Origin of the sequence: Aeromicrobium stalagmiti, assembly GCF_013283745.1 — a bacterium.
In the GTDB taxonomy this organism is placed as follows: domain Bacteria; phylum Actinomycetota; class Actinomycetes; order Propionibacteriales; family Nocardioidaceae; genus Aeromicrobium; species Aeromicrobium stalagmiti.
This window is the reverse complement of the sequence record NZ_JABSTZ010000001.1, coordinates 995,410-1,008,711: the sequence shown is the minus strand read 5'-3', so window position 1 is coordinate 1,008,711 and position 13,302 is coordinate 995,410. Positions and strand designations below refer to the sequence as shown.

Below are 13,302 nucleotides of genomic sequence, written 5' to 3'. Positions count from 1 at the left end.
GGTCCAATGGAGCATGAGGTCCATCTGGAAGGGCGCGATCAGCTTCGGGCTGGTGAGCGTGCCGGTCAAGGTCTACAGCGCGACCGAGAGCCACGACGTCCCCCTGCACCAGGTGCACGCCAAGGACGGCGGTCGCATCCGCTATCAACGTCGCTGCGAGGTGTGCGGCAAGGTCGTCGACTACGGCGACATCGACAAGGCGTACGACGACGGCCAGCAGACCGTCGTGCTCACCGACAAGGACCTCGCGTCCCTGCCGGCCGAGCGCAACCACGAGATCGAGGTCGTCGAGTTCGTCCCGGCGAGCCAGGTCGACCTGCTGCGCCTCGACAAGAGCTACTACCTCGAGCCCGAGGAGAAGACCCTCAAGCAGTACACCCTGCTGCGCCGGGCGCTGGAGGACTCCGACCGCACCGCGATCGTCCGGTTCGCCCTGCGCCAGAAGACCCGACTCGCGGCGCTGCGTGTGCGCGGTGACGTCCTGCTCCTGCAGACGCTGCTGTGGGACGACGAGGTCCGCGCTCCGGCGTTCGACGTGCTGAAGCAGGTGCCGCGCATCAGCCAGAAGGAGCGCGACATGGCCGCGCAGCTCGTCGACTCGCTGGCCGGCGACTTCGACAGCGCCTCGTTCACCGACGACTACCAGGAGCAGCTGCGGACCCTGGTCGAGGCCAAGATCAAGGAGGGCGACGCCCTCGACACCGACGCCACGTTCGGCGAGACCGAGGACGGCGACGACGCCGAGGTGGTCGACCTGATGGAGGCGCTCAAAAAGAGCCTCGACCGCAAGAAGTCGGCCACCACCCAGAAGACAGCGGCGAAGAAGGCGGGGACCAAGAAGGCACCCGCGAAGAAGACGGCGGCGAAGAAGAAGCCCGCCGCCAAGAAGACTCCTGCCAAGAGGGCGGCCCGCAAGACCGGCTAGGTCGAGGGCACCTCGCTCGATGCCGAGACCGCGAAGACGGCGTCGGGCGATCCACGGTGGTCGACGACCCACTCCGCGACGTAGCGCAGCTTGACGTTGTGGGTCTGCGACTGGCGCCGCAGGAACTCAAAGGCCCGGTCGGCGTCGATGTTGAACCGCTCCATGAGGATGCCCTGCGCCTGGCCGATGAGCTTGCGTGCGTCGATCGCGGTCTGCAGGCCCTCCTCGTTGTGCGCGTTGGCGAGGGCGACGGAGGCGTGCCGGACGAAGATCGTGGCGACGGCGAGGTCGTCGTCGTCGAAGGCCTCGACCCGATCGGCATAGAGGTTGAGCGATCCGTAGCGGCGCGAGCGCGTCTCGAGCCGCAGGCTGAGCACGCTGCCTATGCCGAGCTCGGCCACGGCCGGCCCCCACTTGGTCCATCGCGGATCGGCGCTCACGTCGGGCGACTGGTAGTGGGGCTCGCCCTCGATCGCGTCGAGGCACGGTCCCTCGTCGTGGACGATCTGCAGGTTGTGCGACTCGCCCACGCGCTGCGAGGTGGCGGCCGCAGTCTCGATCTGGTTGCGGGCGTGGACGAGCATGATGCCGGCGTCGTCGCAGCTGGTCGCCAGCTGGGCGTACTCCGTGATGCGCTCGATCGTGCGCTCGGCCGTCGGCTCGTCGTGCAGGTCGAGTGCCATCTGGGCGAAGAAGGTCGAGCTCTCCACGGATCCACTCCTCCAGAAGTCAGAGCCGCTGGTCACGAGAACCACGGCCCGCGGTCGGAATACAGGTGAGGATAGGCCGATCGTTTGCCCGATGCACGGCAGGGTACGGCAAGGACACCAATACGCCCGACCGGCGACACCCTCCGCCGTGGACCTCGACCAGAAGGAACGCACGCATGACCGCCGACCTTCACCTCTCCGGCCCCACCGTGACCGTGTTCGGCGAGCGCGATGCACTCGACGAGGCGCTCAGCGCCGAGCTCGGTCGGCGCGGCTGCAGCACACACTCCGTCACGACGCCGGTCGGCTGGTTGACGTCGGTCAGTCACGCCGTCATCCGCCTGGACACCACGACCGGCGAGCAGGCGATCCGTGACCTGGCGAGCCGGGACGCACCGGCCAGCCACGTGGTCATCGTGTGTGGGACGCCTACCGACGCGGCCACCACCGAGCGCCTGCAGGACCTGTGCCGCCAGTGCGGCGAGCACCACGACGTCTCGGTCATCTGGCACGCCCCGCTCGAGGTGCGCCTCGACGAGGCCCGCCGCGTCCTGCCAGCAGAGCTGACCCCGGCGCCCCGCGACCTCGCGGCGACGATCGCCGACGAGGTCGGAGTCCAGGAGGCGTGGACGTCCGCGCCGTCGTTCGTGACCCAGACCTTCGAGCCGCGCCGCCACCGCGGTCACGCCTGACCACCGACCTCGGTCGCGGCATCGTCGAACATCCCGACGGTCGCTCGCACCTCCCAGACCCGGGTGGCGACGTCACCGACCACGACCTGGATCGTCGGCAGGCCAGCCGTGACCTCGCCGGTCGCGTCGAGGTCGCGGTGGAGCGAGAACTCGTGGAGCAGGTCACGCTGGGCCTGGCTGCTGCTCAGGCTGAACACCAAGGTGGTGCGAGGCATCGGGGAAGGGCCTTTCCGGATCAGCAGAGCGAACGGCTGCTGCTGAACCGGTGACAGGACCCTACCAACGCAGCAGGCCCCGGGCGCACCCGCCCGGGACCTGCTGCGTGGAAGGGGTGCCGGCTAGGCGACGTCCTCGACGGCCGCCTTGGTGCGCAGCTGCTCGAGCAGCTTGGCGAGACGGCGCGACACCTGCATCTGGCTCACGCCGACCAGGTCGGCGATCTCCTGCTGGGTGCGGTCCTCGACGAACCGGAGGCGGAGCAGCTCGCGCTCATCGTCCTCCAGACCCTCGCAGAGCGGGCCGACCGTGACCCAGTCGTCGATGAACGAGTATGCCGACTCGTCCCACCGGATCGTCTCGCCGAGCGGCTGCCCGCCGTCGCGGACCGGCTGGTCGAGCGACGTCGGCGAGAAGCATCCACGGGCCGCCATGGCCTCGTCGACGTCAGCCCGGTCAGCGCCGAGCTCCTTGGCGATCTCGGCGGCGTCGGGTGCGTGACCCTCGGCGTGGAAGATGCGCTCGGACGCGGCGGAGATGTCGGCCTGCAGCTGCTGGATGCGCCGCGGAGGACGCACCCCCCAACCGTGGTCGCGGAAGTACTTCTTGATCTCGCCGAGGATCGTCACCGTGGCGAACGGGACGAACTCGCCCCGGTCGTGGTGAAATCCGCGGATCGACTTCACGAGCGCGAAGTTGGCGACCTGCACCAGGTCCTCGCGGTCGATGCCTCGACCGGCATAGCGGCCGGCGAGGTGCCGGGCCAGGCCGAGATGACGACGAACGACCTCGTCCTCGAGGGCTGCACGCTCGGCCGGACCGGCCTTCGCGGCGGCCTCGATGAGCGCTGACGTGTCGTCCGACTCGGTCGAGGACAGCGCCGACGAGACGTTCGTGGAGATGCTGGATGTTGCGGGAGCAATGTTCATGACGACCCCCTAAGGGTCTAGAACCACGTGCGGCTAACTGCTCAACCGACCATTCGAGCATGGCACTGTTCGACCCTGCATGGCAAGCCCGTCGCGGTGAGGATGAACTAGTTCACCTAGTTCGGAGGGACTATTCACCTCGCGATTGCCTCGGCGACCCGGGTTTCGGTGACCTCGCGACGGGTACGACGCTCCCACGCGATCCGGGACGTCCCCGGCGGCGAGAGGACTCCATGGCCCGCAGCAGCGCCCCCGACACCGTGTCGGTCTCCGGGCACCGCCTGCGCCTGACGCACCCCGACAAGGTGCTCTACCCGTCGACCGGCACCACCAAGGCCGACGTCATCGCCTACTACCAGCAGATCGCGCCCTACCTGCTCCCGCACGTGGCCGGCCGCATCGTGACCCGCAAGCGCTGGGTCGACGGCGTCGGCACGGCCCGCACACCGGGCGACGTGTTCTTCGAGAAGAACCTGCCCGACTCGGCGCCGTCCTGGATCCGACGGGTCGAGATCAAGCACCGCGACCACGCCAACACCTACCCGGTCTTCGACGACGCCGCGGCGCTCGCATGGGCGGGTCAGGTGGCGGCGCTCGAGCTGCACGTGCCGCAGTGGCGCGTCGACCGGCACGGCACACCGCAGCACCCCGACCGCTTCGTGCTCGACCTCGACCCGGGGCCCGGCACGGGCCTGCCCGAGTGCGTCGCCGTCGCCAAGCGGGCCAAGAAGCTGCTCGGCGACCTCGGCCTGACGACCTGCCCCGTCACCAGCGGCAGCAAGGGCATCCACCTCTACGCCCCGCTGGACGGCTCGCACGACTCCGACTACATCAACGCCTTCGCCAAGCAGGTCGCGCAGGCGCTGGAGTCCGAGCTGCCCGACCTCGTCGTCAGCTCGATGCGCAAGAGCGAGCGCCACGGCAAGGTGCTCGTCGACTGGAGCCAGAACAACGGCAGCAAGACGACCGTCGCCCCCTACTCGCTGCGCGGCACCGTCGAGCCACGCGTCGCCGTCCCCCGCACGTGGCGGGAGATGAACGACGACCTGACGCACCTGACGCTCGACGAGGTGCTGGCGCGCATGAAGCGGCGCAAGGACCCGATGGCCGATCTCGCCGACCACGCGGCCGAGCCGGCCGACGGTGCCGGAGACCGGCTCGCGACCTACCGGTCCAAGCGCGACGGCGCCAAGACCCCCGAGCCGGTGCCGGACGACGCGCCCGAGCCGTCGGACGGTCGCTCCTTTGTGATCCAGGAGCACCACGCGAGCAGCCTGCACTGGGACTTCCGGCTCGAGCACGACGGCGTGCTGGTCTCGTGGGCCCTGCCCAAGGGCGTCCCGACCACCACGGCGAAGAATCATCTTGCGGTGCAGACCGAGGACCACCCCCTCTCCTACGGCTCCTTCGAGGGCACCATCCCGAAGGGGGAGTATGGAGGTGGCAGGGTCACCATCTGGGACCACGGCACGTACGAGCTCGAGAAGTGGAAGGGTCGAGAGATCATCGCCACGCTCACCGGCACGAAGAAGGGCGGGCTCGGCGGCCGCCGCAAGTACGCACTGATCCACACCAACAAGAACCAGTGGCTCATCCACCGGATGAAGATCACCTGAGCAGGCACGACCGATGAAGAGGAGCAAGCACATGGCCAGGCCTTTCAAGAAGAAGACGCTGCGCGACAAGCTCGAGACTCAGCTGAGCGACCTCGTGGAGCAGACCGACGAGCTGCGCAAGCAGGTCGTCGAGCGCGCCCCGGGCGTGCGCGACCAGATCGTGGAGCAGGCCGGTGGGCTGCGCCAGCACGTCGCCGACCGGGCCCCCGTGGTCCGTGACCAGATCGTCGCGGCGCTGCCCGACAAGGACCAGCTGCTCGACCTGCGCGACGACCTGTTCGACCGTCTCCCCGACAACGTCCAGGAGAAGCTGCCCGAGAAGGTCAAGCCCAAGCGCAAGCGCCTGCGCCGGATCGCCGCCGTCGGCGTCCTGACCGGTGCCGGAGCGGCCGCCTTCGCGGTGCTCAAGCGCAAGGACGATGCACCGGCCGCGTACGTGCCGCCGACCCCGCCGCCGGCACCGGCACCGGCGCCCGCCGCTGCCGCCCCGCCCGCACCGGAGGCCGCCCCGGCGCCCACCGACGTGCCGACGGCTGCCGACGTGCTCGACGAGGCGGCGGCGGCCGCCGAGAAGGCGCCGACGAAAAAGTCCTGACGCGCACGATTGCCCGGGGTCGGGCGGGGTAAAGGCACTTCACCTTTCTCCGCCCGACCCCGAGGTGTCTCATGACTGCCGAGCTGCAACGCACCGCCCCGTCCGCCTGGTCCGCCGCCGAGCTGGACGCCGTCCGCGAAGGGCTCGAGACCGCCGTCACCCGCCTGCAGGCCGAGCTCATGGTCGTCGACAGCGACCTCGGTGCCGCCGCCTCGGCCTCGACGCTCGACGTCCTCCACGACGAGCTCGACCTCGCGTCGCAGCGCTCCGAGCTGCTGCAGGACGCCGTGCAGGCCGAGAACGTCGCCGCGATCCTGGCCCAGACCCAGCACGTGCTCGACCGCCTGTCGGCCGGTCTCTACGGCGTCTGCGAGTCGTGCTCCGGCGAGATCGCCCGGCCCCGGCTGGAGGCGTTCCCACGCGCGACCCTGTGCATGACCTGCGCCCACTGAGGTGACCCGACCCGACTGACGGGTTGCGCCGCGGACTGTTGGGTACTCCTCCTGCAGTGAGAGGGGATACCGTGAAGCTGACGCAGCCACGCCAGATCAGGACGAACCATCACCACTCCCGTCAACGGTGGCAGACTCCTCGACGACAGTCTTTCTCCGATCGGGCCCAGGAAGTGGAGTTCTCCGTGTTGCCGTATCCGCAGGAGCCGATGCTCGCGCGGACGGTGCACGCCCTCCCCGACGAGGACGCCCTGCCGGGTGGCACGGTCTACGAGCCGAAGTTCGACGGCTATCGGGCCTTGGTCTTCGTCCAGGACGGCTGGTGCCGCATCCAGTCACGGCACGGCCGCGACATCACCGCGTCGTTCCCCGACATCGTCTCGGCGGCGATCGAGTGCCTGCCGTCAGGCGTCGTGCTCGACGGCGAGATCGTCGTGTGGGGCGACGACGCGTCTGACGCGACCGAGCTGCAGCGCCGGCTCGACGGCGACGTCCCCGACGACCTGATGGCGTCACACCCCGCGTCGTTGATCGCGTTCGACGTGCTGGCCGGCGCGGGCATGGACATGCGCAACAGCCCGTTCCGGGTGCGACGCCAGGCCCTCACGATCCTGATGGACGACCTCCCCGCTCCGTTGCACGTCGTGCCGCAGACGCGCGACTTCCACGAGGCGAGCCAGTGGATGGTCAGCTATGCCGAGGCGCACGTCGGCGTCGAGGGAGTCGTCGCCAAGGGCCTCGCCACGACGTACGAGTCGGGCGAGCGAGGCTGGTCGACGCTCCGCATCCGCGACGCCGTGACCTGCGTCGTCGGCGCCGTCACCGGGTCGTTGCGTGCGCCGTGTCGTCTCGTCCTCGGTCGGGCCGGCGCCGACGGCACCGTCGAGATCGTCGGCTGCACGACCGAGCTCACCCTCCCGCAGAGCCGGCGCCTGGGCGCCCACCTGGAACGCCCGCACGACGACCACCCGTGGTCGGACCTCGCTCCGGGCGACGTCCCCGGCTGGCCTGCGCAGGAGCGCGAGACCGTCCACCTCGTGCATCCCGGCACCGTCGTCGAGATCGCGATCGACTCGTCGCTGGACGACCCGTGGCACCAGCCCCTGGCGCTCGTGCGCGTGCGACCCGAGCTGCTGGCGACCGAGACCGGTCGCAGCTGAGTCACTCCGCGTCTGACTCGGCCTGCTGGAGGGCGATCAGGGCACGGTTCCTGGCCTCGGCGTCGAGCGGAGCGGTCGGCGCCTGCCCTGCCCCGCCTGCTTCGGCCTCTGCGGGCTCGAGCACCCGAACCGTCACGATCGCGATGTCGTCGCGGGCCTGGCCGTCCTGGAACTCCAGGACCCGGTCGAGCACCGCGGCCGTCGTCTCGTCTGCCGACAACGCGTCGCCGGACGTGAGTGACATGAGCCGGTCGATGCCGAAGGGCTCGGAGTCGCGCCTGGCCTCGGTGACGCCGTCGGTGTAGAGGACGACCCGGTCCCCCGGGCCGATCGTGGTTCGGCCGTCGTCGAGCTGCACCGTCGACAGCATGCCGATGAGCGAGCCGGGGGTGCCGACCTCGGCGACGGCTCCCTCGGAGGCGACGAGCAGCGGCAACGGATGTCCGCCGGAGCTGACGGTCGCCAGCCAGTGGTCGTCCTCCTTGAGCAGCCGCAGGATCGCGACGGTGCAGAACCGTTCACTGCCGTGCGCGAGCAGCAGGGTGTTGAGGGCCCTCAGGACCCCGGCGGGCGAGTCGTTCTGGACGGCAAGGGCCCGCACGGCGTGACGGACGTACGTCGTCAGCACCGCGGCCTCGACGCCCTTGCCGGAGACGTCACCGACCACGACGACCCACTCGCCGGAGCGGATCTGGAAGACGTCGTAGAAGTCGCCGCCGATCTCGGTGCCGTCACCGGCCGGACGATGGGCGCCTGCGACCTCGAGACCCGGGACGTCGGTGACCATCGCCGGCACGAAGGTGCGCTGCAGGGCCTTGACCAGCGAGGCGGTGTGCTCCTCGGCGGGCGCCTGCTCGCTGCCGGAGGGCAGGACGACGACCCGCGTCGTGACAGCGCCGCCGACGGTGCGGCAGCTGGCGCTCAGCAGCACCCGGACGAGGCTGCCGTCGGGGCGCACCAGCGACACGGCGGTCCCGGTCGTCTCGCCGCCGGCCTGCTCGTCCTGTCGCAGGAGCGCCTCGAGCCGGCTCCGGTCGGCGGCCGCCACGAGGGTGGCGAACGACGACGAGCCCACGACGTCGGCGGACGAACGGTCGACCAGCGCCAGGAATCGGCGGTTGGCGGCGATGACGACACCGTCGGCGTCGAGCTCGACACATCCGCACGGGGCCTCGTCGAAGAAGTCTTCGTGCGTGACGTCCATGCCCGAACCATAACGGAGTCGGCGCTCAGACTCGATCGCTCTCAGCAGGCGGCTCGCCGAGTGGATATGCTGACGACCACCGGTTGTGCAGCCAGGCGGTGACACCTGTAGAAAGTTGCGCCTTGACCTCCGACGCCCTCGGTCGACTCGACCACACCCCGGCCTACTCGGCTCCCGATCTCACCAACTGTGAGCAGGAGCCGATCCACATTCCCGGCGCCATCCAGCCGCACGGGCTGCTCCTCGCGCTCGACGAGCAGCGCCGCATCGTGATGGCCTCGCGCAACACCGCCCAGCTGATCGGCCGACCGACGCGCGACCTGCTCGGCCTCGACGTCCGCGAGGTGCTGGGGGCCGGACCGGCCACCGCGATCGCCCAGGCCCTGGCCAACGGCGACCTCTCGGCACCCATCCCGGTCACCATCGCGCCCAACCTCGGCCAGCTCGGCGCCGCCGAGGTCGACCTGATCGTCCACCGCTCGGGCAGCCGCACCGTCGTCGAGCTCGAGCCGGTCGCCGCGCCCCAGACCTCGCAGACCGTCTCGTACCGGTCGGCCCGAGCGGCCGTGACCCGCCTGACCGAGTCGTCGACGACCGCCGAGCTGTGCCAGCAGCTCGCCCGGGAGATCCGCCGGATCACCGGGTTCGACCGGGTCATGGTCTATCGCTTCGACGAGGCCTGGAACGGCGAGGTCGTCGCCGAGGAACGGCGCGACGACCTCAACCCGTTCCTGGGGCTGCACTACCCGGCGACCGACATCCCGGCCCAGGCGCGCCGGCTCTACACCGTCAACTGGACCCGGCTCATCGCCGACGTCCTCTACGAGCCCGTCGCGCTCGACCCCGTGCTCGACCCGTCCACCGGGGCGCCGCTCGACCTGTCGCACTCGGTGCTGCGCAGCGTCTCGCCGATCCACGTCGAGTACCTGTCCAACATGGGCGTCTCGGCGTCGATGTCGGTGTCGATGGTCAAGGACGGGCTGCTCTGGGGCCTCGTGGCCTGCCACCACTACTCCGGACCGCTCCGGGTGCCGTTCGATGCCCGCTCCGCCGCGGAGTTCCTCGGCCAGACCGCGTCCCAGCTCATCGACGACCGCGAGCGCGCCGACAGCCACACCGACGAGCTGCGGGCCAGCGTCGTGCTGGCCCGCCTCACCGCGGCACTCGCGGCCGACCCGCGGCCCGTCTACGACGCGCTGTTCGCCCACCCCGGGCTGCTCGACCTGATCGACGCCCGGGGCGCCGCCCTGTGGGTCGACGGCCGCCTGCTGACCGTGGGCGACGTGCCCGACGAGTCCACCCTGCACGTCATCGCCCGCCACCTCGGCTCGGCCGACGGCCACGTCACGTCGACGAGCCACCTCGCCGGCCTCGCTCCCGAGCTCGCGGACGCGGCTCACGTGGCCGCGGGTGCCGTGCACATCGGCAACGGCCCCGACCGCTGGATGATGTGGCTGCGCCCCGAGATCGAGAAGACCGTCGACTGGGGCGGCGACCCCACCAACAAGGCGCTCGCCGCCGCCGAGGACCCCTCGGTCCGCCTCAGCCCCCGCAAGTCGTTCGAGAAGTGGCAGCAGGTCGTCCGCGGCCAGAGCGCGCCCTGGCACGCGTGGCAGCTCAGCATGGTCGAGAACCTGCGCCAGCACCTGGCGAGCGAGCTGCTGCGGCGCAGCCACGAGCACACCGCGATCGCCGAGTCGCTGCAGCGCGCCGTCGTGCTCGACGAGGCCCCGGAGTTCGCCGGCATCGACGTGCTCTCGCGCTACCGCCCCGCCAAGGGCAGCCAGCTCGGCGGTGACTGGTGGGACGCGTTCCCGCTGTCCGACGGACGGGTCGTCCTCGCCGTCGGCGACGTCGCGGGCCACGGCGTCTCTGCCGCCACCGCGATGGCGCAGGTCCGCACGGCCCTGCGGGCGTACATGATCGACGGCCACTCCCCTGCGGCCTGCCTCGACCGTCTCGACGTGCTCGTGCAGTCGCTGCTGCCGGGCCAGACGGCCACCGTCGTGGTGGCCGCGGTCGACCCGACCACCGGACGCGTGGAGGTCGCCAACGCCGGCCACCCGCCGCCGCTGCTGCTGCACGACGGCGCCTGCGAGGCGCTGCCGACCGCGGGACGCCCGCTGCTCGGCGTGGCCCACGGGCAGGCGCGCACCGACGAGCTCGTGCTCGCCCCCGGAGACGTCCTGCTGATGTACACCGACGGCCTGGTCGAGCGCCGGGGCGTCGAGATCGACACCTCGATCGAGCGCTTCCGCCGCGCCGCCGTCACGACCGACCACACCCGCACTCTCGACACCTGGATCGACGACCTCCTGACGGCCGTCCCCGGGACCCTCGACGACGACCTCACGATCGTCGCACTCCGCACGACAGGAGCCACCTCATGACCCTTTCCATCTCGGACCGCTCCGCCGGCGACTTCCACGTCGTCGCGCTGGCCGGCGACATCGACATCGAGACCGCCCGCGACCTGCGCGCCCACATCGTCGACCGCGCCGATCCCACGTCCAAGCTCGTCATCGACCTCTCCGACGTCGAGTTCATGGACTCGTCCGGCCTCGGAGCGCTCGTCAGCGGCTGGCAGATGACGCGCGACGAGGGCGACTTCCGCCTCGCCGGCGCCAACCCGGCCGTGCACCGCGTGCTGACGATCACCGGCATGGAGGACGTCTTCCAGGTCTTCGGGAGCGTCGAGGACGCCACGGCCTGACGCGCGCCCGTCCGGCCAGATCGGCACGGCGCTGGTGCTGGGCCTGATCGCGGCCGGCGCCGCCGTCCACGCCGTGGTCACACGGCGTCACACGTGAGAAATCGCACGGACACGGGCGTTCTCGCAGCACCACGCGTAACCTTCGGTGCAGCACGGCGCGCCCGCGCGGCACCACTGATACGAGAGGCATGCAGTCAATGGCAGATGTTGAGGCAGCACTGGACCTGGCGGGACTGACCAATCCGCACGTCCGTGAGTACGTCCACTACTGGGCAGACCTGACCGGCGCAGACCGGGTCGAGGTCATCAGCGCGTCGGACGACCCGCGCCTGGCCGAGGAGGCGCTGGCTGCCGGAGAGCTCCTGCCCGCCGGCGAGGGGCTCTACTACTCGCGCAGCTTCCACAAGGACACCGCACGCTCCGAGGAGCGGACGATCGTCGCCACCAGCAACCCGTCCGACGCCGGCCAGTACAACAACTGGCGTCCGTCGTCGGAGATGAAGCCGCTGCTCGAGGGCAAGATGCGCGGCGCCTCGGCGGGCAAGACGATGTACGTCGTGCCCTACCTGATGGCACCTCCCGGCTCCCCCCTCGAGGCCTACGCCGCGGGCGTCGAGCTCACCGACTCGCGCACCGTGGTCATGCACATGATCCGTATGGCCCGCGTCGGCGTCGACTTCATCAACAACCTCGCCGACCCCAACAGCTTCGCGCGCGCCGTCCACGTGACCGGCGACCTGGAGAACCTGGGTCACGGCACGCCCGACGACGCCCGCTACTTCGTGACGGTCGCCGACGAGCGCACGATCCTGCACTTCGGCTCGTCCTACGGCGGCAACGCGCTGCTCGGCAAGATCGCCCACGGCCTGCGCCAGGCGGCGTACGACGGCTGGGCGTCGGGCAAGTTCCTGTCCGAGCAGTTCATGCTGCTGGGCATCACGGACAAGGAGACGGGCAAGAAGTACCACATCTGCGGTGGCTTCCCGAGCGCCTCGGGCAAGACCAACCTCGCCATGACGCTGGCGCCCGACGCCCTCGGCGACCGCTACTACGTCGACTTCTACGGCGACGACATCGCGTGGCTCTGGGTCGACCCGGAGGACGGCAAGCTCTACGGCATGAACCCCGAGTTCGGTGTGTTCGGCGTCGCCAAGGACACCAACGAGGCGACCAACCCGACGGCCCTCGACTCGATCGGCCCGGGCTCCGGCGCCATCTTCACCAACATCGCCTACAACCCCGACACCCAGGAGGTGTGGTGGGAGGGCAAGACCAAGGAGCCGCCCGCCGACGTCACGGGCTGGCAGGACTGGAAGGGCGAGCTCGTCTCCGAGCGCACCGAGGGCGACGACTCGCCGTGGGCGCACCCCAACAGCCGGTTCACGACGACGCTGGCCAACGTCCCCAACGTCGCGCCCGACTTCAACAGCCCGGCCGGCGTGCCGATCGACGCGATCATCTTCGGCGGCCGCACGCGCGACCGTGAGCCGCTGATCCGCGCGATCACCGACCTCGCCGAGGGCGTCTACGACGGCCTGACGCTGGGCGCCGAGGCGACGTTCGCGGCCGAGGGCGTCGACGGCCAGCTGCGCTACGACCCCATGTCGATGCGTCCGTTCATGTCCTACCCGGAGGGCGCGTACGCCGCCCACTGGCTCAAGATCATCGGCGAGGCCACCGAGGTGCCGATGTTCGCGCACGTCAACTGGTTCCAGCGCGGCGAGGACGGCCACTTCCTGTGGCCCGGCTACCGCGACAACCTGCGCCCGCTGCTGTGGCTCATGCAGCTCAAGGCCGGCGAGGTCACCGGTCGCACGACCCCGGTCGGCATCATCCCGACCAAGGAGGAGCTCAACCTCGAGGGCGTGGAGATCACTCCGGAGGACCTCGACACGATCCTCACGATCGACAACGCCCGCTGGCAGCAGGAGATCGGCTTCCGCCAGACCCACCTCGAGCAGTTCCACGACCTGCCCGAGGAGATCTGGGAGGCGCACCGCCGCGTCAAGGCCGACCTCGAAGCCGACGCCTGACCCACCCCCCTCACCGCGAGTGGCGCAGACAGAAGTTTTTGAGACGGCGAGTCGTCC

The 13,302-nt window shown here is 70.4% G+C and carries 13 protein-coding genes; 9 read left to right on the top strand and 4 right to left on the bottom strand.

What is annotated here, in order from left to right:
• Positions 1-13: 13 nt before the first annotated feature.
• Positions 14-925: a non-homologous end joining protein Ku gene (ku, locus tag HQK15_RS04890; protein ID WP_173490271.1), complete on the top strand. Its 912-nt coding sequence runs from the start codon at positions 14-16 to the stop codon at positions 923-925.
• Here ku and HQK15_RS04885 read toward each other — a convergent pair.
• The gene (locus tag HQK15_RS04885; protein WP_173490270.1) at positions 922-1,635 is read right to left on the bottom strand and encodes a GAF and ANTAR domain-containing protein; all 714 of its coding nucleotides are present in this window, start codon (positions 1,633-1,635) and stop codon (positions 922-924) included. The genes ku and HQK15_RS04885 overlap by 4 nt on opposite strands.
• 176 nt (positions 1,636-1,811) lie before the next feature.
• Between HQK15_RS04885 and HQK15_RS04880 the strand changes: the two genes are divergently transcribed.
• Positions 1,812-2,327 (top strand): hypothetical protein, encoded by a 516-nt coding sequence (locus HQK15_RS04880; protein ID WP_173490269.1) that lies wholly within the window; start codon positions 1,812-1,814, stop codon positions 2,325-2,327.
• Here HQK15_RS04880 and HQK15_RS04875 read toward each other — a convergent pair.
• Both HQK15_RS04875 and HQK15_RS04870 read right to left on the bottom strand, forming a co-directional pair.
• Positions 2,318-2,542 (bottom strand): hypothetical protein, encoded by a 225-nt coding sequence (locus tag HQK15_RS04875; RefSeq protein ID WP_173490268.1) that lies wholly within the window; start codon positions 2,540-2,542, stop codon positions 2,318-2,320. The genes HQK15_RS04880 and HQK15_RS04875 overlap by 10 nt on opposite strands.
• Positions 2,543-2,665: 123 nt before the next feature.
• On the bottom strand, positions 2,666-3,472 hold the full coding sequence (locus HQK15_RS04870) for a sigma-70 family RNA polymerase sigma factor (RefSeq protein ID WP_173490267.1): 807 nt from the start codon (positions 3,470-3,472) through the stop codon (positions 2,666-2,668).
• A 233-nt stretch (positions 3,473-3,705) separates the two neighbouring features.
• Between HQK15_RS04870 and ligD the strand changes: the two genes are divergently transcribed.
• From ligD to HQK15_RS04850, 4 genes are all read left to right on the top strand, one after another.
• On the top strand, positions 3,706-5,088 hold the full coding sequence (gene ligD / locus HQK15_RS04865; RefSeq protein WP_173490266.1) for a non-homologous end-joining DNA ligase: 1,383 nt from the start codon (positions 3,706-3,708) through the stop codon (positions 5,086-5,088).
• 31 nt (positions 5,089-5,119) lie between these two features.
• The gene (locus tag HQK15_RS04860; protein ID WP_173490265.1) at positions 5,120-5,683 is read left to right on the top strand and encodes a hypothetical protein; all 564 of its coding nucleotides are present in this window, start codon (positions 5,120-5,122) and stop codon (positions 5,681-5,683) included.
• 71 nt (positions 5,684-5,754) lie between these two features.
• The gene (locus HQK15_RS04855) at positions 5,755-6,135 is read left to right on the top strand and encodes a TraR/DksA family transcriptional regulator (RefSeq protein ID WP_173490264.1); all 381 of its coding nucleotides are present in this window, start codon (positions 5,755-5,757) and stop codon (positions 6,133-6,135) included.
• A gap of 185 nt (positions 6,136-6,320) precedes the next feature.
• Entirely contained in the window at positions 6,321-7,295 is a 975-nt protein-coding gene (locus HQK15_RS04850) for an ATP-dependent DNA ligase (RefSeq protein WP_173490263.1), read from the top strand.
• 1 nt (position 7,296) lies between these two features.
• Here HQK15_RS04850 and HQK15_RS04845 read toward each other — a convergent pair whose 3' ends face one another.
• On the bottom strand, positions 7,297-8,499 hold the full coding sequence (locus tag HQK15_RS04845) for a PP2C family protein-serine/threonine phosphatase (RefSeq protein ID WP_173490262.1): 1,203 nt from the start codon (positions 8,497-8,499) through the stop codon (positions 7,297-7,299).
• A 122-nt stretch (positions 8,500-8,621) separates the two neighbouring features.
• Here HQK15_RS04845 and HQK15_RS04840 point away from each other — a divergent pair, with 122 nt between their 5' ends.
• The 3 genes from HQK15_RS04840 to HQK15_RS04830 all read left to right on the top strand — a co-directional run bounded on the left by HQK15_RS04840 (position 8,622) and on the right by HQK15_RS04830 (position 13,245).
• Entirely contained in the window at positions 8,622-10,889 is a 2,268-nt protein-coding gene (locus tag HQK15_RS04840) for a SpoIIE family protein phosphatase (RefSeq protein ID WP_173490261.1), read from the top strand.
• Entirely contained in the window at positions 10,886-11,212 is a 327-nt protein-coding gene (locus HQK15_RS04835) for an STAS domain-containing protein (RefSeq protein WP_173490260.1), read from the top strand. The genes HQK15_RS04840 and HQK15_RS04835 overlap by 4 nt, the downstream gene beginning before the upstream one ends.
• 197 nt (positions 11,213-11,409) lie before the next feature.
• On the top strand, positions 11,410-13,245 hold the full coding sequence (locus HQK15_RS04830; RefSeq protein ID WP_173490259.1) for a phosphoenolpyruvate carboxykinase (GTP): 1,836 nt from the start codon (positions 11,410-11,412) through the stop codon (positions 13,243-13,245).
• Positions 13,246-13,302 lie beyond the last annotated feature (57 nt).